This window comes from Glycomyces salinus (assembly GCF_016428645.1).
GTDB lineage: Bacteria > Actinomycetota > Actinomycetes > Mycobacteriales > Micromonosporaceae > Glycomyces > Glycomyces salinus.
This window is the reverse complement of the sequence record NZ_JAELXW010000080.1, coordinates 1-19,809: the sequence shown is the minus strand read 5'-3', so window position 1 is coordinate 19,809 and position 19,809 is coordinate 1. Positions and strand designations below refer to the sequence as shown.

The 19,809-nt window shown below is 68.9% G+C and carries 19 protein-coding genes; 10 read left to right on the top strand and 9 right to left on the bottom strand.

Annotation, left to right across the window (positions count from 1 at the left end; all coding sequences use genetic code 11):
• Positions 1 to 29 precede the first annotated feature (29 nt).
• A complete protein-coding gene (locus tag JFB92_RS18920; RefSeq protein WP_199042440.1) occupies positions 30 to 1,175 on the bottom strand; it encodes an RNA-guided endonuclease InsQ/TnpB family protein in 1,146 nt (381 codons plus the stop codon).
• 143 nt (positions 1,176 to 1,318) lie between these two features.
• Here JFB92_RS18920 and JFB92_RS18915 point away from each other — a divergent pair, with 143 nt between their 5' ends.
• The 5 genes from JFB92_RS18915 (at position 1,319) to JFB92_RS18895 (ending at position 7,084) form a co-directional block, all read left to right on the top strand.
• Positions 1,319 to 2,065 (top strand): amino acid ABC transporter ATP-binding protein, encoded by a 747-nt coding sequence (locus JFB92_RS18915; RefSeq protein WP_199042439.1) that lies wholly within the window; start codon positions 1,319 to 1,321, stop codon positions 2,063 to 2,065.
• Between the two features lie 13 nt (positions 2,066 to 2,078).
• Positions 2,079 to 3,617, top strand: a complete 1,539-nt coding sequence (locus JFB92_RS18910) for an amidohydrolase (RefSeq protein ID WP_199042438.1) — start codon at positions 2,079 to 2,081, stop codon at positions 3,615 to 3,617.
• Positions 3,618 to 4,119: 502 nt separating this feature from the next.
• A complete protein-coding gene (gene lnt / locus JFB92_RS18905; protein WP_307789216.1) occupies positions 4,120 to 5,787 on the top strand; it encodes an apolipoprotein N-acyltransferase in 1,668 nt (555 codons plus the stop codon).
• An 11-nt stretch (positions 5,788 to 5,798) separates the two neighbouring features.
• Complete coding sequence (locus JFB92_RS18900) at positions 5,799 to 6,587, top strand: polyprenol monophosphomannose synthase (RefSeq protein ID WP_199042436.1); 789 nt, start codon at positions 5,799 to 5,801, stop codon at positions 6,585 to 6,587.
• On the top strand, positions 6,584 to 7,084 hold the full coding sequence (locus JFB92_RS18895) for an FxsA family protein (protein WP_199042435.1): 501 nt from the start codon (positions 6,584 to 6,586) through the stop codon (positions 7,082 to 7,084). The genes JFB92_RS18900 and JFB92_RS18895 overlap by 4 nt, the downstream gene beginning before the upstream one ends.
• A gap of 22 nt (positions 7,085 to 7,106) precedes the next feature.
• On the opposite strand, the gene JFB92_RS18890 is transcribed toward JFB92_RS18895, so the two are convergent.
• Positions 7,107 to 7,445 (bottom strand): RNA polymerase-binding protein RbpA, encoded by a 339-nt coding sequence (locus tag JFB92_RS18890; protein WP_199042433.1) that lies wholly within the window; start codon positions 7,443 to 7,445, stop codon positions 7,107 to 7,109.
• A gap of 366 nt (positions 7,446 to 7,811) precedes the next feature.
• Between JFB92_RS18890 and JFB92_RS18885 the strand changes: the two genes are divergently transcribed.
• Positions 7,812 to 9,179 (top strand): Hsp70 family protein, encoded by a 1,368-nt coding sequence (locus tag JFB92_RS18885; protein WP_199042431.1) that lies wholly within the window; start codon positions 7,812 to 7,814, stop codon positions 9,177 to 9,179.
• 46 nt (positions 9,180 to 9,225) lie between these two features.
• Here the strand turns inward: JFB92_RS18885 and JFB92_RS18880 are convergent, their stop codons facing one another.
• The 5 genes from JFB92_RS18880 to JFB92_RS18860 form a co-directional block, all read right to left on the bottom strand.
• A complete protein-coding gene (locus JFB92_RS18880; RefSeq protein WP_199042425.1) occupies positions 9,226 to 9,780 on the bottom strand; it encodes a PadR family transcriptional regulator in 555 nt (184 codons plus the stop codon).
• A gap of 136 nt (positions 9,781 to 9,916) precedes the next feature.
• Positions 9,917 to 11,044, bottom strand: a complete 1,128-nt coding sequence (locus JFB92_RS18875) for a type I restriction endonuclease (RefSeq protein ID WP_199042416.1) — start codon at positions 11,042 to 11,044, stop codon at positions 9,917 to 9,919.
• Between the two features lie 250 nt (positions 11,045 to 11,294).
• Positions 11,295 to 11,855, bottom strand: coding sequence for a hypothetical protein (locus tag JFB92_RS18870; protein WP_199042414.1), 561 nt, complete (start codon positions 11,853 to 11,855; stop codon positions 11,295 to 11,297).
• Positions 11,856 to 11,883: 28 nt separating this feature from the next.
• Complete coding sequence (locus JFB92_RS18865) at positions 11,884 to 13,239, bottom strand: UDP-N-acetylglucosamine 1-carboxyvinyltransferase (RefSeq protein ID WP_199042412.1); 1,356 nt, start codon at positions 13,237 to 13,239, stop codon at positions 11,884 to 11,886.
• A gap of 19 nt (positions 13,240 to 13,258) precedes the next feature.
• The gene (locus JFB92_RS18860; RefSeq protein WP_199042411.1) at positions 13,259 to 14,206 is read right to left on the bottom strand and encodes a LysR family transcriptional regulator; all 948 of its coding nucleotides are present in this window, start codon (positions 14,204 to 14,206) and stop codon (positions 13,259 to 13,261) included.
• Positions 14,207 to 14,676: 470 nt separating this feature from the next.
• On the opposite strand from JFB92_RS18860, the gene JFB92_RS18855 reads away from it, so the two are divergent.
• The 4 genes from JFB92_RS18855 to JFB92_RS18840 are packed head-to-tail and all read left to right on the top strand — an operon-like array spanning position 14,677 to position 17,271.
• A complete protein-coding gene (locus JFB92_RS18855) occupies positions 14,677 to 15,012 on the top strand; it encodes a CBU_0592 family membrane protein (protein WP_199042409.1) in 336 nt (111 codons plus the stop codon).
• Positions 15,009 to 15,656: a response regulator gene (locus tag JFB92_RS18850; RefSeq protein ID WP_199042407.1), complete on the top strand. Its 648-nt coding sequence runs from the start codon at positions 15,009 to 15,011 to the stop codon at positions 15,654 to 15,656. The genes JFB92_RS18855 and JFB92_RS18850 overlap by 4 nt, the downstream gene beginning before the upstream one ends.
• A 3-nt stretch (positions 15,657 to 15,659) precedes the next feature.
• Complete coding sequence (locus JFB92_RS18845) at positions 15,660 to 16,292, top strand: IMPACT family protein (RefSeq protein ID WP_199042405.1); 633 nt, start codon at positions 15,660 to 15,662, stop codon at positions 16,290 to 16,292.
• Between the two features lie 16 nt (positions 16,293 to 16,308).
• A complete protein-coding gene (locus JFB92_RS18840) occupies positions 16,309 to 17,271 on the top strand; it encodes a glycoside hydrolase family 43 protein (RefSeq protein ID WP_199042403.1) in 963 nt (320 codons plus the stop codon).
• A gap of 64 nt (positions 17,272 to 17,335) precedes the next feature.
• Here JFB92_RS18840 and arfB read toward each other — a convergent pair whose 3' ends face one another.
• Entirely contained in the window at positions 17,336 to 17,755 is a 420-nt protein-coding gene (gene arfB, locus JFB92_RS25740) for an alternative ribosome rescue aminoacyl-tRNA hydrolase ArfB (RefSeq protein ID WP_372451665.1), read from the bottom strand.
• 14 nt (positions 17,756 to 17,769) lie between these two features.
• Positions 17,770 to 18,810, bottom strand: a complete 1,041-nt coding sequence (locus JFB92_RS25735; protein WP_233163506.1) for a phosphotransferase family protein — start codon at positions 18,808 to 18,810, stop codon at positions 17,770 to 17,772.
• Positions 18,811 to 19,809: the final 999 nt, after the last annotated feature.

Sequence of the window (19,809 nt, the reverse complement as noted above, 5' to 3'; positions counted from 1 at the left end):
TTCCTGTTTCGACGACAGTCGCCCGCACGCTAGGAGCGTTTGGGTCTTACACCGTCTCCGCAGGCTGCAACGGCCAGCCCGGCCGCCAGAATGTTCTTGGCCGCGTTCACATCACGGCACTCGGAGTGCCCGCATGCGGCGCACGTGAAGGTGCGCTCGCCCAACGGCATCGCGTGCTTCATGGTGCCGCAGGCCGAACAGGTCTTGCTGGAGGGCAGGAACCGGTCGACCGCGACCAGGGTGCGCCCGTACCATTCGGTCTTGTACTCCAGCATCCGCCGAAAGGTGGCCCAGGAGGCATCGGCGATCGCGCGAGCGAGAGCGTGGTTCGACAGCATCCCGCGCACGCCCAGGTCCTCGACCGCGATCACTTGGTTTTCGCGAACCAGCCGAGTGGTGAGCTTGTGCAGGAAATCGTGCCGCCGATCCGAGATCCGCGCGTGCGCGCGAGCCAGACGAACCTGGGCCTTGCGATAGTTCTTCGACCCGCGTTGCTTGCGGGCGAGGTCTTTTTGTCGTTGCTTGATCTTCTCGCGGTCGCGCCGCTCGTGGCGCGGATTGGTGACCCGCTCGCCGGTCGAGAGCGTGAACAGGCTCGTGATCCCGGCGTCGACACCGATCGCCTCGGTCTGCTCCGGCAGCTCGGGAATGTCCTCTGCAACCAGGAGCGAGACGAACCACCGGCCCGCCGCGTCACGCGAGACGGTCACCGTCGACGGCACCGCACCGGGCGGCAGCTGCCGCGACCACTTGATGCGCAGGGGCGCATCGTGCTTGGCGAGTTTCAACTCGCCCGAACGGAAGGCGAACGCCGACTTCGTGTACTCAGCCGAACCGGCCAGAACCCGCTTGCGCTTGAAGCACGGATAGGCCGTCCGCCGCTCGAAGAAGTGCGCGAAGCCTTTCTGCAGGTGCCGCAGTGCTTGCTGCAGCGGCACCGAGGAAACATCGTTCAGAAAGTCGAGGTCTTTGCGCTGCTTCCACTTCGTCAGCAGCGCCGAGGTCTCGACGTAGCCGACTCGCTCTTTACGCCGGTACCAGGCCTTGGTGCGGGCATCGAGGGCTTTGTTGTAGACCAGGCGTATGCAGCCGAACGTCCGTGCAAGGTTCGCGGCCTGTGCGGGAGTCGGGTAGCAGCGGAACCGGTATGCCCGATGCTTCACCGCCACAGCCATGTTTCACATCATACAAGGAAAAATGTAATCTTCTGTGCTGGGTTGTCACGGGAAACGTCGTGGTGTCTCCCGACCCCGACTCACCCCGCAGAAGTCCGTTTGTTTCCTCGCGTGAAGGCGGGGGCATCCATGGGGGAAATCCGATGAGCGAACGACTCGTCTCGATCAAGGGCCTGACCAAGCGCTTCGGCGACAACGAGGTCCTGCGCGGGGTCGACCTGGACGTCGACGAAGGCGAAGTGGTCTGCGTCATCGGACCCTCCGGTTCGGGCAAGTCGACCCTGCTGCGCTGCGTGAACCTGCTGGAGACCCCCACCGAGGGGACGGTCGAGGCCGCCGGGCACGACATGTGCAGCCCCGACGCCGACCTGGACGCCGCCCGCCGCGAGATCGGCATGGTCTTCCAGCACTTCAACCTCTTCAGCCACCTGTCCATCCTCGACAACGTCACCATCGCCCAGCGGCGCGTCCTGGGCCGGTCCCGGGCCGAGGCCGAAGCCGAGGCGCGGCGGTGCCTGGACGAGGTCGGCGTCGAAGGCAAGGAGCGGGCCCGGCCCTCGCAGCTGTCCGGCGGCCAGCAGCAGCGGGTGGCCATCGCCCGCGCCCTGGCCATGGGCCCCAAACTCATGCTGTTCGACGAACCGACCAGCGCCCTCGACCCCGAACTGGTCGGCGACGTCCTGTCGGTGATGAAGCGCCTGGCCGGCGAGGGCATGACCATGATCGTGGTCACCCACGAGATGGGCTTCGCGCGCGAGGTGGCCGACCGGGTCGTGTTCATCGACGGCGGCGTCATCGTCGAGCAGGGACCGCCGGCCGAGGTGCTCACCAATCCCAAGACCGAACGCGCGCAGAGCTTCCTCCGGCGCGTCCTGCACCCGGCCGACTGAGACACTTGAAGGCATGAGCCTTCACAAGACGCTGTGGCGGGGCGGCCGCGTGCTGAGCCCGACCAACCCCGACGCGACCGCCCTGCTGACCGAGGGCGAGCGGATCGAGTGGATCGGGCCCGGCGACGAGGCCCCCCGCGCCGACGCCACCGTCGACCTCGACGGAGGACTGGTCACCCCCGCCTTCGTCGACTCCCACGTCCACCTCACCGGAACCGGCCAGGCCCTCGACGGCCCCGACCTGGCCGCCGCCGTCTCCGCGGCCGACCTGCTCGACCGCCTCGCCCGCCACACCGCCGACCTCGACCCGGACGCCGTCGTCGTCGCCCACGGCTGGGACGAGACCGCCTGGGACGACCCGACCCCGCCGAGCCCGCAAGAGGTCGAGAACGCCGCCGGCGGCCGCCTGGTCTACCTCTCGCGCGTCTGCGGCCACGCCGGCATCGCCGGCCCCCGCGTCCTGGACGTCTACCCCGAACTCGGCACCCTCGACCACTCCGTCGCCCACCAGGTGTGGAAGCGCACGGCCCACCGGGCCGCCCGCGCCACCCTCACCCACGCCGTCCCGGTCACCCAACGCCTCGAAGCGGCCCGCACCGCCCTGGCCCGAGCCGCCGCCCACGGCGTCGCCGCCGTCGCCGAGCACTCGGTCCCCAACCCCCGCGACCCTGCCATCGAAGCCGAGTTCTCCGGCCTGGTCGCCCTCGGCGCCGAACCGGGCAACCCGGCCGTATACGGCTGGTGGGGCGAGGCGGCCGCCGCCGAGAAGGCCCGCGTCCTCGGCGCCCACGGTTGCGGCGGCGACCTGTCGGTCGACGGCTCCCTCGGCGCCCGCACCGCCCTGCTGCGCGAAACCTACCGGGACCGGCCCGAGACCGGCGGCAGCCGCTACCTCACCGCCGAAGACATCAACACCCACCTGCGGGACTGCCACTGGCACGGCATGCCGGCGGCCTTCCACGCCATCGGCGACGGCGCGATCGAGACCGTCCTGGACGGCCTCGACCTGGCCGTCGAGACGATCGACCTGGAAGACCTCCGCCACGCCCGCCACCGCATCGAACACGCCGAACTGCTCGACACCGCCATGATCGCCCGCATGGTCCACTACGGCCTCCACGCCTCGGTGCAACCGGCCTTCGACGCCGCCTGGGGAGGCCGCGACGGCATGTACGCGACCCGCCTCGGCGCCCAGGCCGCCCTGGACGCCAACCCGTTCGCGGACATGGCCGGCGTCGGCGTGCCCCTGGCGTTCGGCTCCGACTCCCCGGTCACCCCCATCGACCCGTGGGGCGGGGTCGCCGCCGCCGTCCGGCACCACCGCCCCGGCTCGCGCCTGACGACCGCGCAGGCCTTCACCGCCGCCACCCGCGGCGGCTGGCGCGCCCTCGGCGTCGACGACGCCGGATCCCTCGTCCCGGGCGCCAGAGCCGAACTGGCCGTGTGGGACCTCACCGAGACCGAGCTGCCCGACTTGAGTGATCCTGACTGCCCCACCCCCAAGTGCGCCATGACCGTCGCCGGAGGCCGCCTCATACACCGCCAGTCCTGACCTGCGGCAACGCGAAACCGCCCGCTGACGCGAGAAAAATTGCGGCACCGAATTTCCGACCCGGTTGACGCCGACGGCACGGATTGGCTTACGGTGGTCTGGTCCTCGGCGGACGAGCCGCAAAGCCGTCCGCCGAACGTCGGGGGCGACTCGACTTGCTTTGCTCCCACGCAGACTGGACAAGGTGGCGGCGCGGCCGCACCGCTACCGGCGGCCAGGTCCAGATCGCGGGGGTCGGCGGAGGAAGGCGAGCCGGTCGCCGGAGGTGGACCCGCAGCCGAGACCGATGGTCCCTAGACAACAACTCGCAGCCGCTCAGCCAGACGGTTGCGGATTGGTCCGAAGACCACCGGGCGAGGCCGCAGGGGACACCGGCCGTACAGGGACTGGGAGAAACCCGTGCGAGGGGCGTAGCACGACACAGCTACGCCCCTTTGCCGTGTCCACGGGTAGGCTGGATCGGCCCCTCCCGCACGAACAGGAGCCACCTCACTTGAGCACCGTGACCGAGGAACGCGACATCGCCGAGCAACCGAACACCTCGCCACGGCGGCCGCTGGGAGGCGCGCTCGCCGAATCGCCCTTCGGTCGCCGCCCGACCCTGCCGGTCGCGCTCGTCCTCGCCGCCGCCTCCGGCGCGGCCGCGGTGCTCGCCTTCCCGCCGATCGGCTGGTGGCCGATGGCCGCGCTCTCGGTCGCCGGACTCGGCGCGGCCGTCCACCGCCGCCGCATCCGCGCCGGCCTCGGACTCGGCTTCGTCTACGGCCTGGCGTTCTTCCTGCCCCTGCTGTCGTGGACCTCCACCCAAGTCGGCCAATGGCCCTGGATCTTCCTCGGCGCCCTCGAAGCCCTCGCAACCGGCCTGCTCGGGGCCGCCCTGGCGTTCTGCTCGCGCCTGATCGACCGCCACCGGTGGATCTGGGCCCCCCTGACCGCCGTCGCCTGGGTCGCCCAGGAAGCCCTCAGAGACCGCCAGCCCTTCGGCGGATTCCCCTGGGGCCGCCTGGCCTTCAGCCAGGCCGACGCCCCCACCGCCGCGGCGGCCTGGCTCGGCGGCGCACCCCTGGTCACCCTCCTGGTCGCCCTCACCGGCGGCCTCCTCCTGACCGCCGCCGCGCAAATCTACGGCTCGCAGGCTTCACCGAGAGGGCGCCGCCCCGACTGGCGCAGAATCGCCGCCCTCACCGCCGCGGCCGCCCTGGCCACCGTCGCCCCGGCCGCGCTCCCGCTCGGCGCCACCGCCCCGTCCGGCGACCCGATCAACGTCGCCGTCGTCCAAGGCAACGTGCCCCGCCTCGGCCTGGACTTCAACGCCCAGCGCCGCGCCGTCCTCGACAACCACGTCCAGGCCACCGTCGAACTGGCCGACGCCGTCGCCGAAGGCCGCGCCGAACAGCCCGACATCGTCGTATGGCCCGAGAACGCCTCCGACATCGACCCGCTGGCCAACGCCGACGCCTACGAGCTCATCAGCGACGCCGCCGCCACCATCGGCGTCCCGATCGTCCTCGGCGGCATCGTCCACGACGGCGACAAGCGCTACAACATGAGCATCGTCTGGGACCCCCAGGACGGCCCCACCTACCTCTACGCCAAGCGCCACCCGGTGCCCTTCGCCGAATACGTCCCCTACAAGGGCTTCTTCCGCACCATCGCCGGATGGATCGACCCGCGCATGGCCGACGGCATCGACTCCGTCGCCGGATTCGAGGCCGGAACCGAACCGGGCATCGTCGAGACCGACGAGGTCACCCTCGCCGGCCTGATCTGCTTCGAGATCGCCTTCGACCACGAGACCGCCGAATCGGTCCGCGACGGCGCACAGCTCATGGTCGTCCAGACCAACAACGCCACCTTCAACAACGCCGAGGCCCACCAGCAGCTGGCCATGGTGCGGCTCCGCTCGATCGAACACGGCCGCGACGGCCTGATGGCCTCCACCGTCGGCGTCTCGGCCTTCACCGACCACACCGGAGCGGTCAGCCAGGCCACCGAATTCAACACCGCCGCCGTCATCCAGACCGAACTGACCCTTTCAGAGCGGTCCACACCGGCCACCGGAGCCGGTATCCTGCCCGAGATGGTCCTTACCGCCGCCTTCGCCACCGCACTGGCGGCAGCGGCCGCCGCCGCCCTCCGCGCACGGACCGACCGACGGCCAGACGTCTAGAAAGCACCGATATGAGCACCACACCGGACCGGCCAGCAACCGGCAGCAGCACCGGCCCGGCGATCGTCGCCATACCCACCTACAACGAACGCGACAACCTCGAACGCACCGTCGCCGAGGCCCGCGACGCCTGCCCCGAAGCCGACCTGCTCATCGTCGACGACAACTCCCCGGACGGCACCGGCGAACTGGCCGACGGCCTCGCCAAGACCGACGACGCCGTCCACGTCCTCCACCGCGACACCAAACAGGGCCTCGGCTCGGCCTACCTCGCCGCCTTCGCCTGGGCCAGGGAACGCGACTACACCGCCGTGGTCGAGATGGACGCCGACGGCTCCCACGACCCGGCCGACCTGCCCCGGCTCCTGGCCGCCCTGGCCGAGGCCGACCTGGCCATCGGCTCGCGCTACGTCCCCGGCGGCAAGGTCCGCAACTGGCCGCTCCACCGGCTCGCCCTCTCCCGCGGCGCCGGCGTCTACACGCGCCTCATGCTCGGCCTCGACGTCCAGGACGTCACCGCCGGCTACCGCGCCTACCGCCTCGACGCGCTCTACGGACTCGGACTCGACACGGTCACCTCGGTCGGCTACTGCTTCCAGATCGACCTGACCTGGCGGGCCTGGAAAGCCGGCATGACCATCCGCGAACTGCCCATCACCTTCACCGAACGCCGCGCCGGATCCTCCAAGATGAACCGCTCGATCACCGTCGAAGCGCTGCGCAACGTCACCCGCTGGGGCCTGGCCCACCGGACGCGGCGGCTGCGGCGCGCGCTCGGCCGTGGCAGAATCGAAGCGTGACTTACCAACCGCCGGTCAAGCCGCCTCGGGCTCCGTATCCGATCCGGCTGGCGCTCGCGGCCTGGGTCGTCGCCGAGGCCGCCGCGTTCTTCGGCCTCGCCTACCTCATCGGCTTCGGCTACACCATCCTGATCTTCGTGGCCACGACCTTCGTCGGCTTCGGCGTCCTCCAGTACGCCGGCGCCAAATCCCTGGCCGCGGCCCGCGAGTACTTCAACTCCGGCGGCGACCCCGCCAGGCAGCCCCAAGGCGGCTACGCCGTCGCCGGCGCCATCTGCCTCATCGTCCCCGGCCTGGTCACCGACCTGGTCGGCCTGCTCCTGCTCTTCCCGCCCACCCGGATCATCTTCCGCGGCCTCGGCCGCTACCTGGCCGCCCGCACCCCGACGGTCAACTTCGGGCCCCGCGGCGAGGACGTCATCGACGGCGAAGTGATCGACGAGCGCGGCACCGACACCGACCGAGGCGACGAAAAAGGGCCCCGGTCAATCGAATGACCGGAGCCCCGAGGCCCAGCGCCTACTCGCCGCGGCGCGCGCGCATCTCCTGAAGCCGCTCTTCGAGGATCTCCTCGAGTTCCTCCATCGAGCGGCGCTCCAGCAGCATGTCCCAGTGGGTGCGCGGCGGCTTGGTCTTCTTCGCCTCCGGCTCCTCGCCGTCGACCAGCTTGGCCGTCGACCCGTCCAGGCGGCACTCCCACGTGAGCGGGATCTCCGCCTCAACGGCGAAAGGCACCTCGAAGCGGTGGCCCTGCGGGCACACGTAATCACGAGTCTGGCGCGGCGCCAGCTCCGTGTTGCGGTCGGATTCGTAGCTGACGGCGCCGAGGCGCGAACCCCTCAGCATTCTGTCGCCCATGTTCCCCTGCACTTTCTCGAGCTCTAGCCCTGAACAACCCCGCTGACCGAGTCAGCTGCCCCGCTGGTCACGCCGAAATGCGAGGCCCAAGGTCTGCAACGCCGCGGTCCGGCCGAATGTTTCCCGACGTCGCGACCCCCAAGTGTGACGCGGCCCGGCTTCGGCCGCCACGGTCGTCCCCTTGAAGTGTGACACAACACCACCTGAACACCCAGACCGCGATCACTCCGCGACCGAACCGGACAACCGTACCGGGCCCGCGCGAACGACCCAATACCCTCGACAACGTCACTCGGGGGAACGCCGACAGGGTTCACGACCGGATGTACGCGACCAGTATGGTGTGGGCAGACAAGGAGTTCTCACATGCACGTGCTTGGAATCGATTTCGGAACCTCGAACACCGTCGCCGTGCTGCGCTCGGCCGACGGGCGCGTCCGGCCCCTGCTGTTCGACGGCGCTCCGATCCTGCCCTCGGCGGTCTACTACAACTCCGACGGCCGCATGCTCGTCGGCCGCGACGCCGAGCGCAACGCCCGCATGGACCCGGCCCGCTTCGAGCCCAACCCGAAACGCCGCATCGACGACGGCTCGGTATTCCTCGGCACCTCCGAGATCCCGGTGCCCCAAGTCTTCGCCTACGTGCTCCAGCAGGTCGCCCTCGAAGCCCAGCGCCAGGCCGGCCAGATGCCCGGGCAGGTCCGCCTCACCCACCCCGCGCGCTGGGGCGAGCGACGCCGCTCGATCCTGGTCGATGCCGCCCGCCTGGCCGGACTCCCGCAGCCCCAACTGATCCCCGAGCCGGTCGCGGCCGCCTCCTACTTCACCTCCGTCCTCGGCACCGCCGTCCCGCCCGGACGCTCCCTGGCCATCTACGACCTCGGCGGCGGCACCTTCGACGCCACCGTCGTGCGCCGCACCCAGACCGGCTTCGAAGTCCTCGCCGAAGAGGGCATCGGCGACATCGGCGGCCTCGACTTCGACCACGGCATCGTCGAGCACCTCGGCAAGACCTACGGCCAGTCCCACCCCGAGGACTGGCGGCGCCTGCTGACCCCCAGGGACGACCGGGACCGCCGCTACCGGCGGATGCTCTACGAGGACGTCCGCGGCGCCAAGGAGACGCTCTCGCGCACGGCCAGCGCCGACATCCACCTGCCCGCGCTCGAGGTCGATGCGCATCTGACGCGCGCGGAGTTCGAGGACATCGCGCGCCCGCCGCTGGAGCGGACGGTCGACTGCCTGCAGCGGGCGATCTCGGCGGCGCGGTTGAACCCGGCCGACCTGGTCGGGATCTTCCTGGTCGGCGGCTCGTCGCGGATTCCGATGATCTCTCAGCTGATCCACACCAAGGTGGGCGTGCCGCCGCAGACGTTCGAGCAGCCCGAGACGGTCGTGGTCGAGGGCGCGGTGCGCGCCTCGACCGGTCCGGCGCCGACCGAGGCGCCGCCGACGGGCCCGACTTCGGGCGGTCCGATCTCGCCCTCGCCGGGCGGTCCGGGCACCGGCCCGCGGCCTCCGGCGCAGGCGCCGTCGATGCTGCCGCCGCAGACGCCGGTGCAGCCCCAACCCCAGCCTCAGCCACAACCGCAGACGATGATGCCGCCCGGCCCGGCCGCGCCGCAAGGCAAGCGCCCGCTCCATCAGGAGCCGGCGGTGCTGGTGACGGCGGCGACGATCGTCGTGATGGTCGTGATCTTCATCGTGCTGCTGATGACGATCCTGCAGGGCTAGCCCCTGCCTTACCGGCCCCGCCGCGGGAGCCGATCGGCCGCCGGCCTCAGGACGTGCCGGCCGTGTATCCGGCGCGGCGGTTGAGGTCGGCCATCTGGCGTTCGAGCCATTCGATCTCGTTCAGGCCGACCGACCGGTGGATCTGCATCAGGCCCTTGCGGAACGGCGAGTCGAGCCGGTCGGGCGGCACGGGCCTGCCGTCCTCGTCGTAGAACAGCTGGGTGGGCTGGTCGAGGAATTCGCGGCGGCGGGCCAGCACGATCGCCTGCTCCCGCGGGTTCTCCAGGTGGTGCAGGAAGGCCAGCACCAGGTACCACTTGTTGTCGTCGGTGATGAATCCCGGCTCGGGGTTGCGCAGCCAGCGGCGCAGCTGATCGGTGCCCTCCTGGGTGATCTCGAGCATGTGCCGGGGCGCGGCCACCGATCCGGGCGCGGTGCGCCGGGTCAGGCACCCGGCCTCCTCGAGTTTCTTGATGGTGGGGTAGAGGGTGCCGTCCGCGATCGGCCGCACGTGCCCGGCCAGGGCCGCGACGCGGTTCTTGAGGTCGTAGCCGTGCAGCGGGAAGTCCCGCAGGAATCCGAGTATCGCCAGCTTCAACATGCGCCCATTCTGCCACAGATTACAAGATATATCGACACCGAGGTAAAAGACCTCGCTTCGCCCCACCGAGGCACTCCACCCAAAAAAGGAGCGCGGGCTCCGCCCGCGCCCTCACCTGAAAAGCCGACTCCGGGGCTCACTGCTCTGATTGAGGCGAAGCCTCGGAGTCTGTCTCGAGGTGGCTGCGGACCGCGTTTCGGATGGCGGTCGAGTGCAGGTAGATGTCGTCGAGTGAGTCGATGGAGTGGCGAGTCTCGTTCTTCTCGGAGTCGAAGGTGCCGATGTACTTCCTGCGCTTCCCGTTGAAGTGCAGGCGGGCGATGGGCTTGCGGTTGTTGTTGTCCAAGAGGATCGCGAAGTATGATTTGGCGTCGCGATAGACGATTCGGTGGGGTTTGACCTCGCTGCATGCGATCGCCTTGACGATCTGGTAGCCGCCGATTTCCTCGAGCGTGGTTTCGACTTCGGACTCGGGTTCGGCCGGTTCGTCTTCCGGCGGCTCCTCGCTGCTCGAATTCGAAGTCACTGATTCGCTCGATTCCGGCAGGCCCGACCCCAGGGCGGTCTGAAGCCGGCTGTTGACCTGATCGTTGAGGAACTGGGTGGCGGCCTTGAGCACGAGGGGTGTGAATTGCTCGCGTGCTTTCTGGGTGAATGGACGATCGTAGACGCGTGCCGTGAGGAATCGGACCCATTCCGCGTCGGGCTCTTTGAACTGTTGTACCAAATTGCGCTTGAGTTGGCCGATGTACTTCAGCTCTTCGGCCGCGCTGATGATGGAGTCGAGATTGAAGGATTCCTTGGAGAGCTTGCGGAGTTCGGGCAACAGGGTTTCGTCCAGATCATCGAAATCCAGCACCAGGAACGGCTTGGAGTCCATCCGGTTCGGCGCGTCCAGGTCGGCGTAGAACTGATAGATTTCCCCGTTTGTGAGGATGGCGATGCGGGCGTTCGTGACGGCGAAGTACCGGTACAGCTGAGAGGCGTGCTCGAAGGTGAGCGGGCCGCCCGTCCGCTTGCATTCCATGAGGATCTGGACCTCGCCGTCATGAAGGATCGCGTAATCGATCTTCTCGCCCTTCTTCACGCCCACATCGGCTGTGAATTCAGGGACGACTTCGCGGGGGTCGAAGACGTCGTAGCCGAGCACGGTCGAGATGAACGGCATGACGAGGGCCGTCTTCGCGGCCTCCTCGGTCTGAACCATATCGCGTTGGCTTCGAACCTTGGTGGTAAGTGCCGCAATCCGCTCATTGAATTCCATCATTCGCTCCTTTGCGATCTCGATGAGTTCGAGGCCTGATTTCCCGGGGATGTGAATTTCCAGGAGTAGGCGCTCTGTGGGGAGCATATGACAGTCTCCGATGCAGGGGCAATCCCCAGCATTGGAATTGCGCGGAAATCGATCTGAATCCATTCACAATTCAGGCGTATTCCGTCGGAATTGGAATTAGTCGACAATGGGGTGGATGGGAATCAGGACCATTGTTCTACCACGCCCGTCGGCAGTGGATTCAGATTATGGCGAAGTAGCTGAGGGCCAGGTAGGCGGCGCCGCCTAGGAAGGCTATGAGGATCAGGAGGATGATCCAGCCTCCTATGGCGTCGTAGAGGCGGCGGCCGGTGTCTCCAGTGGCCGCCACCACCGGCTCCCAGTGTTCGTCGTCGAGCAGGCGCATGGGGGCCATCGCCTTGGCCGGCAGGTACCAGGACTTGGCCTGCCGGGACTCGGCGGCGTGGTTGGCCGGTTGGATGCGGCCGCGCCGGTTGTAGTAGAACAGGGCCACTTCGGACTCTTCGGCCACCGCGGCGACGTCGGTCGAGACCGGCATCGTCGAGTACAGGTGGCGGCGCAGGCCGGGGGAGCCGGTGCCCACGATCATGGGGATGTCGCCGACCGAGACCTCCTCGCCGGGGAACTTGATGGCGGCGACCGTGCGGGCCGTCTCGGCGGCCGCGGTCCACTGCGGGCTCTGCAGGTGAACCGCGTCGTCCTTCTCCAAGTGGTGGAGGTGCGTGGCCATCAAGTTCAGCAGCGCGTACGCGTGCGGAGGGACGTTAGGCGCGATATCCATGTCTGAAGTCTCACATACTCGGCCGGGGTCAGTCTCCCCAGAAGACCTCGATCTCGGCGCCGAGCTCCTGGAGGCGCTCGGTGAGCTGCTCGTATCCGCGGTGGATGACGTTGACATGGCGCAGTACCGAGGTTCCCTTGGCGCGCAGCATGGCCAGCAGGAGGACTACGGCCGGGCGCAGCGCCGGCGGGCAGACGACCTCGGTGCCCGACCAGCGGATCGGGCCGTCGACGTAGACCCGGTGGGGGTCGAGCAGGCGGACGCGGGCGCCGAGGCGGTTGAGTTCGGTGAGGTAGATCGCGCGGTTCTCGTAGACCCAGTCGTGGATGAGCGTCGACCCCTCGGCGCAGGAGGCGATGAGGGCGAAGAACGGCAGGTTGTCGATGTTCAGGCCCGGGAACGGCATGGGGTGGATCTTGTCGCTCGGCGCGTGGAGGCGGGAAGGGGAGACGGTGAGGTCGACCAGGCGGGTGCGGCCGTTCGCCGCCAGGTACTCGGGCCCGCGGGCGTAGCGCAGGCCCATCTCCTCGGTGCAGGCCAGTTCGATCTCGACGAACTCGATGGGGACGCGGCGGACGGTGACCTCGGATTCGGTGACGATGGCGGCGGTGATGAGGCTCCAGGCCTCGATCGGGTCCTCGGAGGGGGCGTAGTCGACCTCGACGTCGATGTCGGGCCGGCCGTGGACGGTGATGGTGGTCGTCCCGGTCCCCTCGATGTGCACGCCGAGGCGTTCGAGGTAGAAGCACAGGTCTTGGACCATGTAGTTGCAGGAGGCGTTGCGGATGGTGGTGGCGGCCGGGTAGCGGGCGGCGGCAAGGATCGCGTTCTCGGTGACCGTGTCGCCCCGCTCGGTCAGGACGATGGTGCCCGGATCGTCGACCCCTTCCTTGACCGAGGCGTGGTAGCAGCCGTGGGAGGTCTCGACCGACAGCCCGAAGCGGCGCAGCGCGACCATGTGGGGTTCGACGGTGCGGTCGCCGAGTTCGCAGCCGCCGGCGAAGGGCAGTTCGAACTCGGGGTAGTCGTGCAGGAGCGGCCCGAGGAACATGATGATCGAGCGGGTGCGCCTGGCGGCGTCGGCGTCGATGCGGGTCAGGTCGAGGCGTTCGGGCGGGGTGATCTCCAGGTCGCCCTCGGTGCCTAGCCAGCGGTGGCGCACGCCCATGCTGGCCAGGACGCGCAGGATCCGGTTGACCTCTTCGATGCGGGCGACGCGGCGGAGGGTGGTAGTGCCTTTGTTGAGCAGGCTCGCGCACAGCAGCGCGACTCCGGCGTTCTTGGAGGTCTTGACCTCGATCGATCCCGACAATGTGGTGCCGCCGCGGACGCGCAGGTGGATGGGGGCGCTGGCGGGTGCCGGGTCGATTTCGGGTTCGGACATGGCGTCAGACTATCGGGGTTCAGGTCGGTTCGGGGAAGGTCTCGGCGGCGGGTCCGATGCCTTCTGCTTCGCGTACGAGTTCGTCGAGCAGTTCGGTGACGGCCGCGACGGCGGGGCGGCGTTGGCCGCCGCGGAGGGTGACCGCGCGGAAGTGGCGGAACGGGGTGAAGGGTCCGGAGACGGGGACGCGGATGAGGTCGAGGTGCGGGGGCAGGTCGACCAGGCGTGGGATGAGGGCGACGCCGAGGTGGTGGGCGACCATGATGGCGATGACGGTCCATTCGCGGGCTTCGCCGACGATGGTGGGGCGGAAGCCGGCGTTGGAGCAGGCGGTGAGGACGTGGCGGCGGTGGATGGAGCCGGGGACGCCCAGGACCCACGGTTCGCGTTCGAGTTCGCGCAGGTCGACCGATTCGGCTTCGGCGTAGTGGTGGCCGCCGGGCACGACGATGTCGAACGGGTCGTTGAAGACCGTCTGGGAGTCGAAGCGGATGTCTTCGGGGGGCGGGTTGTCGGGGGTGGCCTCGACCAGGGCGAGGTCGGCTTCGCCGGCGAAGAGCAGGTCGAAGCTTTCGGAGGCCTCGGTTTCGCGGAGGCGGATCTCGAGGGCGGGGTGGCGGTCGCGGGCGCGGTCGACCAGGGGGGCCAGGAGGGTGGCGATGGCGGTGGGGAATCCGCACAGTCGCAGCAGCCCGGAGGGTTCGCCTTCGGTGGCTTGGAGTTCGGCCTCGGCCAGGCGCCACATGGCCTCGATGGCGTCGATGTGGGCCAGGAGGATCTGGGCGGCCGAGGACAGGCGTACGCGGCGTCCGTGCGGTTCGAGCAGTGGCACGCCGAGCTCTTTGGACAGCAGGCGGATCTGCTGGGAGGCGGCCGAAGTCGACATGTGCAGCGACTTGGCGGCCCCCGAGACGGTCCCGTGGTGCGCGATGGCCCGCAGCACGTGAAGTCGGCGCAGGTCGATCACTGCCTCACCCCTTCGGAAACTTAAGCCTTCACTTCACGATGAGTTTCGCAAACTCGCGTCGCCGTCGTATTGTCGCCCGCCGGGCTGAGGATTTACATTCGATGTGCGGGTTCGGCCCGCTTCGATTTCGCTGACATCCCAACGCTCTGTGAGGAGGAAGGCCCATGCTGCGCTGCCCGTTCTGCGGTTGGCCCGAAGACCACCCTGTGACGACGGTCTCGGTGCACCCTACGCCGTCTGGAGTCACCATGTGGACTCGCTGCGCCTGCGGGTCGCTCCAGACCAGGGTGCTCAGCGGCTCCCGGGCCGTGGTGACCGCCCGGAGTCGCCCGGCTGAGAAGGCCGCCGCGGTCTGAGGCGGGGCTCGCCCCGCTCAGTTCCACCGTCAAGTTCCCCCGGACACGGCGTTTCGCCGTCGTGCCCGCCTTCCGTCCTGCCCTCCGTTCGCGAGAGAGAGAAAGCACCCTGCCATGCCGGAGTTCGACCTGCGCATGATCCTTCAGATCTGCGGCGCACTGGTTTGCGTTGTCAACTACATCCTGATCCAGACGCGACGCATCTCGGCCACTCAGAAGACCTCGTTGTTCATCGTCGCCTCTGGCGGCACGATCCTGCTTTCGTCGGCGATCATGGGCGGCGACTGGGGTCTGATCCTGCTCGAGGTGTCGTGGCTGGTGATGGTCTCGGTGACCTTGGTCGCGCGGTACCGCGAGGAGATCGCCGCTCAAGCGGCGGCCGCTTCGGCGGTCATGGTGACCACCGGTGAGATCGAACTGGTCGGGGTGGGCGATAGTCTTCACGCGTGACGATTCGAGTCCTCATCGCCGATGATCAAGAGATGGTCCGGGCCGGGTTCCGGGCCATCATCGATGCTCAGCCGGACATGGAGGTGGTGGCCGAGGCCGCCGACGGGGTCGAGGCGGTCTCGCTGGCCCGGCGGCACCGGCCGGAGGTGTGCCTGTTCGACATCCGCATGCCGCGGCTGGACGGGTTGGAGGCGACCCGCACGCTGTTGTCGGGGGCGAACGGTTCGGGGCCGCGGATCGTGGTGGTCACCACCTTCGACACCGACGAGTACGTCTACGGGGCCCTCAAGTCGGGGGCGACCGGTTTCCTGCTGAAGGACTCGGGTCCGACGCTGCTGATCGAGGCGGTCAAGGCCGCAGCCGACGGTGAGTCGCTGGTCTCGCCGTCGGTGACGGTCCGGCTGCTGGAGCGCCTGACCGAGCCGTCGGCTCCGGCTCCGGTCGCCGGGGACCTGCTGACCGAGCGGGAGCTGGACGTGGTCGAGCATGTGGCGCGGGGGCGGACTAATGCCGAGATCGCCGAGGCGCTGTTCGTGTCGGTCTCGACGGTCAAGACCCACTTGGAGGCGGTCCGGATGAAGTTGCGGGTGCGCAACCGCACCGAGATCGCGATCTGGGCGTGGGAGCACGGGGTCGTGGGTTGAGTCGTGCGCACGATCGCCGTCAGTGAGTTCACCGCCGAGACGGTGGTGAACCGGTCGCGGTTCGTTTGCACGCTCTACCGGGTCGCCGACGACGCAGGGGCGAGGGAGCGGATCGCGGCGCACCGCAAGTCGCATTGGGATGCGACTCACAACTGCACGGCGTATGTGCTGGAGTCGGGGGAGATCGAGCGTTCGGCGGACGACGGGGAGCCGGCCGGCACGGCGGGGGCGCCGATGCTGGAGGTGCTGCGGGGCCGGGGTCTGACCGGTGTGCTGGCGGTGGTGACGCGGTATTTCGGCGGGGTGAAGCTGGGTGCCGGGGGCCTGGTGCGGGCCTATGGTCAGGCGGTTTCGGCGGCGGTCGAGGGGGCCGGGACGGTGGCTCTGGCCGATTGGAAGCGGTTGCTGGTTGGTGTCGAGTACGGTCCGGCCGGTAGTGTGGAGGGCCTGCTGCGCGCCAGGGATGACGTGCAGCTGACGGAGGTGTCCTTCGGTGCCGCCGAGGTCGTGTTCGATCTGGCGTGCGCCGACGAGGCGGCCTTGCGGGCGTGGCTGGCCGCTCAGACCGGCGGTCGCGCCGAGGTCGAGGACGCGGGTTCGGTCCGCGTCGAGCTTCCGTCGATGGAATCCCCCTGACAGGAAGGCGGCTTCAATGCCCCAGAATGCGGCCCTTTACCCCAATCCCTTTATCGATCAACGTGCGGATCCGCAGGTCATGAGACACCACGATGGCCGCTATTACTTCACCGCCACCGTCCCCGCCTACGACAGGATCATCCTCAGACACGCCGAGACCCTCGCCGGACTCCGCGAGGCCGAGGAGCGGACGATCTGGACCCGGCACCGGACCGGACCGATGGGCTCCCACATCTGGGCACCGGAGATCCACCACGTCGACGGCGCCTGGTACGTCTACTTCGCCGCCGGCGACGCCGGCGACCGGACCGCCGACGTCTGGCGCATCCGCATGTACGTGCTGGAGAACACCAGCCCCGACCCCTTCGAGGGCGAATGGGTCGAGAAGGGACAGATCCGCACCCCCATCGACTCGTTCTCCCTCGACGCGACCACCTTCGCCGCCGGCGGCACCCAATACCTGTGCTGGGCCCAGCACAACCCCGCGCTGCCCGGCACCAACACCAGCCTCTACCTGGCCCCCCTGTCCGACCCGTGGACGCTCGCGGCCGACCCGGTCGAGATCAGCCGCCCCGAATACGACTGGGAGACCGTCGGATTCGCCGTCAACGAAGGCCCGGCCGCCATCGAGCGCGGCGGCAGGGTGTTCATCGCCTACTCGGCGGCGGCCACCGGCGCCGAGTACTGCATGGGGCTGCTGTCGGCCGACGCCGGCGCCGACCTGCTGGATGAGGATTCTTGGTCGAAGAGTGCGAAACCGGTGTTCGCCACCAGTGCCCAGGCGGGGATCTTCGGTCCGGGCCACAACTGCTTCACCGTCGACGAGGACGGCCGTGATCTGCTGGTCTATCACGCCCGCAGCTACGAGCGGATCGAGGGCGACCCGCTGGACAATCCGGACCGGCACTGCCGGATCCAGGCGTTCGGGTGGAGTGAGGACGGCCAGCCGGAGTTCGGTGAGCCCTGTCCGGAGTCGTGAGCGGCTGCAAGGGGGAGATGACCGGTCCGTTCCGCCGCCGGCGCGCTCGGGCCGCGAGCCGGTGCTAGTCGGAGGTGTCGCGGCGCAGGCGTTTGACCTCGGAGCGCCGGCGTTTGCCTTCGAGTCTGCGCCGCTGTGATCCTCGGGTCGGCTTGGTGGGTTTGCGCTTCGGTGGCGGGGCGGCGATCGCTTTGCGGAGGGTCTGGCCCATCCGTTCGAGTGCGGCTTGCCGGTTGCGCAGTTGGGAGCGGTATTGGGAGGCGGTGACGATCAGGGCGCCGTCGGTCAGGCGGGTGGTCAGTCGCTCCAGAGCGCGGTCGCGGAGCGGTTGGGGCAGGGCGTTGGTGGCTCGCAGGTCGAAGACCAGTTCGACGCGGGAGTCGGTGGTGTTGACGCTTTGGCCGCCGGGGCCGGATGACCGGGAGAACCGCCACCGCAGTTCGGTGTCGGGGATGGTGATGTCGTCGGTGACCTTGAGGGGCACGGTGGTGGTCTCTTTCAGGTGTCGAGGGCGGTGCGGGCCCAGGTGGCGATCATTTCGAAGATGGGTCGGCGGCGGTAGAGGATGGCCCGGTGGTCGGTTTCGGCGTCGTAGCTGGCGCTGCCGACGTCCTGTCCTGCGTCGAGGCGGGTGAGCATCATCGGGGCGAGCCAAGCGTACTTGGCGGCTCCGGTGGTGGCGATGGCTTTTCTGGTGTGGTCGGTGGGGTGGCCGGCCTCGGCGAGGCCGTTGATGTAGGCGTCGGTGAGGGCCTGTTCGGTTTCGGGGAGGTCGGTGACGGGTCGGAGGCCGTCGAGGAAGGTGTCTGCGATGAGGTTGGCGATGTCTTCGCCGATGGCGCCGCGGCCGGTGAAGGCCCAGTCGAGCAGGACCGGTCCGGTGTCGGCGAGGACGAGGTTCATCGGCCATACGTCGAGGTGGCAGAGGGTCTGGGGGAGGGTTTCGGCCAGGTCGAACAGGTCTCGTCGGTGTTCCCAGATCATGCGGAGGTCTTCGCGCAGTCGGGTGGGCCAGTGTTCGGCGGCGACGGGGTGGTGCCAGGGGATGTGGGTGTATTCGGCTCGTCCGGCGTATTGGCGCAGCCAGCGCCGGGAGTGCCATGGCTGGTCGGGGGTGCTGGTGTGGTGGGCTTGGGCGCGGCCGAGGTCGTGGGCGAAGGCGGCGAAGGCGGGTGTGGTCCAGTCTCGGCCGTGGAGGCCGTCGACGGCTTCGATCCACAGTTCGACGGTGCCGTCGGCTCGTTCGGTGGTTTCGAGGAGGGCCGGGGCGGTGATGCTGGTGTGGTGGCCGTATGCGGCGGCCGTTCCGGTGGTGTAGGCGAGGTATTCGCGTTTCCAGTAGTTCCAGTGGCGGGGGTCGTCGCTGGCGGCCCAGTGGTCTTGGGTGTCGGTGCCGGGGGTGAGGTGTTTGAGGATGGCGGTGCCGCCTGGTGCGGTGACGCGCCAGATGCCGCCGGTGGTCTGGTTGGCGGTGTTGTGCTGGAGCGGCTCCCAGGTGGTGGGCGGGCCGATGGGTGTGGTGGTGTGTGAGTCGGGCACGGTTCGATTGTGTCAGGCGAGCGGTTCGGCCATCCGGTTGCGGTCGTCGCCGTCGTAGCATTTCGGGCTCTTCTGTATGTGGGGTAGGGGTGCTGCGGCTCAGCCAGGTGTATGGCCTGGTCGAGGCCCAAGACCTATGTGCGGTCCGGGTACCGGTAAGGGCCGATCCGAACGGCCATTTCGCTTGCGGTTCCAGCCGTCAGCGACCGATCCGCGAGGTTGCTGGTCGGGCCGTGGCGCCGGGATCGACGTGACCGAATTGTCGCGGTCGGCCCTGAAGCGCGGGATGGACCGAGCGCGTGGTGACCGGCGTGGTCGGCATCGGGCCGGGGCAGTGGGCTGGCTCGACTGTCGGTCGGTGTCGGACGGGGGGCCGACGGTGGTGCGGTGGTGTCGGTGCAGGGTCGCCGAGGGCGGTTGCGGGTCGGTCATGTCGGTGTCGGCTCCTTCCTGCTGCTGGTCGGGTGCGACCGCGTTCACCAGGTGTCCGGCTGCGTCCGGGAGTGTGCGCTTAGTGCAGGCGGTCGCCGTGGCGGGAGCATCCGGCGTCTGGGCCGGTGCTCCGGTCTGCGGGCCCTCCGGTCGGTCGGTCATGCCGTGGCCGTGCCGCTGTTCGCGCCGCGGCCACGCGGTCTTGCGGTGGTGCCGGTGTGCCTCGTTCGGAGCACTGCCGTCGTGCCGGGGTGATCCCGACCGACGATCTCCCGCCCAATCACGCCTGCTTCGGCGTAGAACGCTGCGGGACCCGATAGCACGAGAGGGGAAGCCCATCCGCCGTGCTGGGGCGGTTGTGCTCGGAACCCGTCCGGTTGGCCAGTCGGCTAGAGGCTTGTCGTAGACGTTTCTATGACTGTCAAGCCGGGGTCGGCGTGTGGTGTGTCGCTGGGTTGAGGAGGTGGAAGATCTCGCGGGCGATGGCGCGTTTGAGCATCCGGATGATCTCGCGTTTGGTCTTTCCTGTCTGGATTCGTTTCGCGACGTATCGCTTGGTGCGCTCGT

Bases quoted from the DNA above. Each gene is read 5' to 3' on its own strand.
- JFB92_RS18915 (WP_199042439.1), top strand. From the start codon at position 1,319: ATGAGCGAACGACTCGTCTCGATCAAGGGCCTGACCAAGCGCTTCGGC.
- JFB92_RS18900 (WP_199042436.1), top strand. From the start codon at position 5,799: ATGAGCACCACACCGGACCGGCCAGCAACCGGCAGCAGCACCGGCCCG.
- JFB92_RS18920 (WP_199042440.1), bottom strand. From the start codon at position 1,175: ATGGCTGTGGCGGTGAAGCATCGGGCATACCGGTTCCGCTGCTACCCG.
- JFB92_RS18870 (WP_199042414.1), bottom strand. From the start codon at position 11,855: ATGGATATCGCGCCTAACGTCCCTCCGCACGCGTACGCGCTGCTGAAC.
- JFB92_RS18885 (WP_199042431.1), top strand. From the start codon at position 7,812: ATGCACGTGCTTGGAATCGATTTCGGAACCTCGAACACCGTCGCCGTG.
- JFB92_RS18855 (WP_199042409.1), top strand. From the start codon at position 14,677: ATGCCGGAGTTCGACCTGCGCATGATCCTTCAGATCTGCGGCGCACTG.
- JFB92_RS18865 (WP_199042412.1), bottom strand. From the start codon at position 13,239: ATGTCCGAACCCGAAATCGACCCGGCACCCGCCAGCGCCCCCATCCAC.
- JFB92_RS18890 (WP_199042433.1), bottom strand. From the start codon at position 7,445: ATGGGCGACAGAATGCTGAGGGGTTCGCGCCTCGGCGCCGTCAGCTAC.
- JFB92_RS18875 (WP_199042416.1), bottom strand. From the start codon at position 11,044: ATGGAATTCAATGAGCGGATTGCGGCACTTACCACCAAGGTTCGAAGC.
- JFB92_RS18840 (WP_199042403.1), top strand. From the start codon at position 16,309: ATGCCCCAGAATGCGGCCCTTTACCCCAATCCCTTTATCGATCAACGT.
- JFB92_RS18880 (WP_199042425.1), bottom strand. From the start codon at position 9,780: ATGTTGAAGCTGGCGATACTCGGATTCCTGCGGGACTTCCCGCTGCAC.
- JFB92_RS18910 (WP_199042438.1), top strand. From the start codon at position 2,079: ATGAGCCTTCACAAGACGCTGTGGCGGGGCGGCCGCGTGCTGAGCCCG.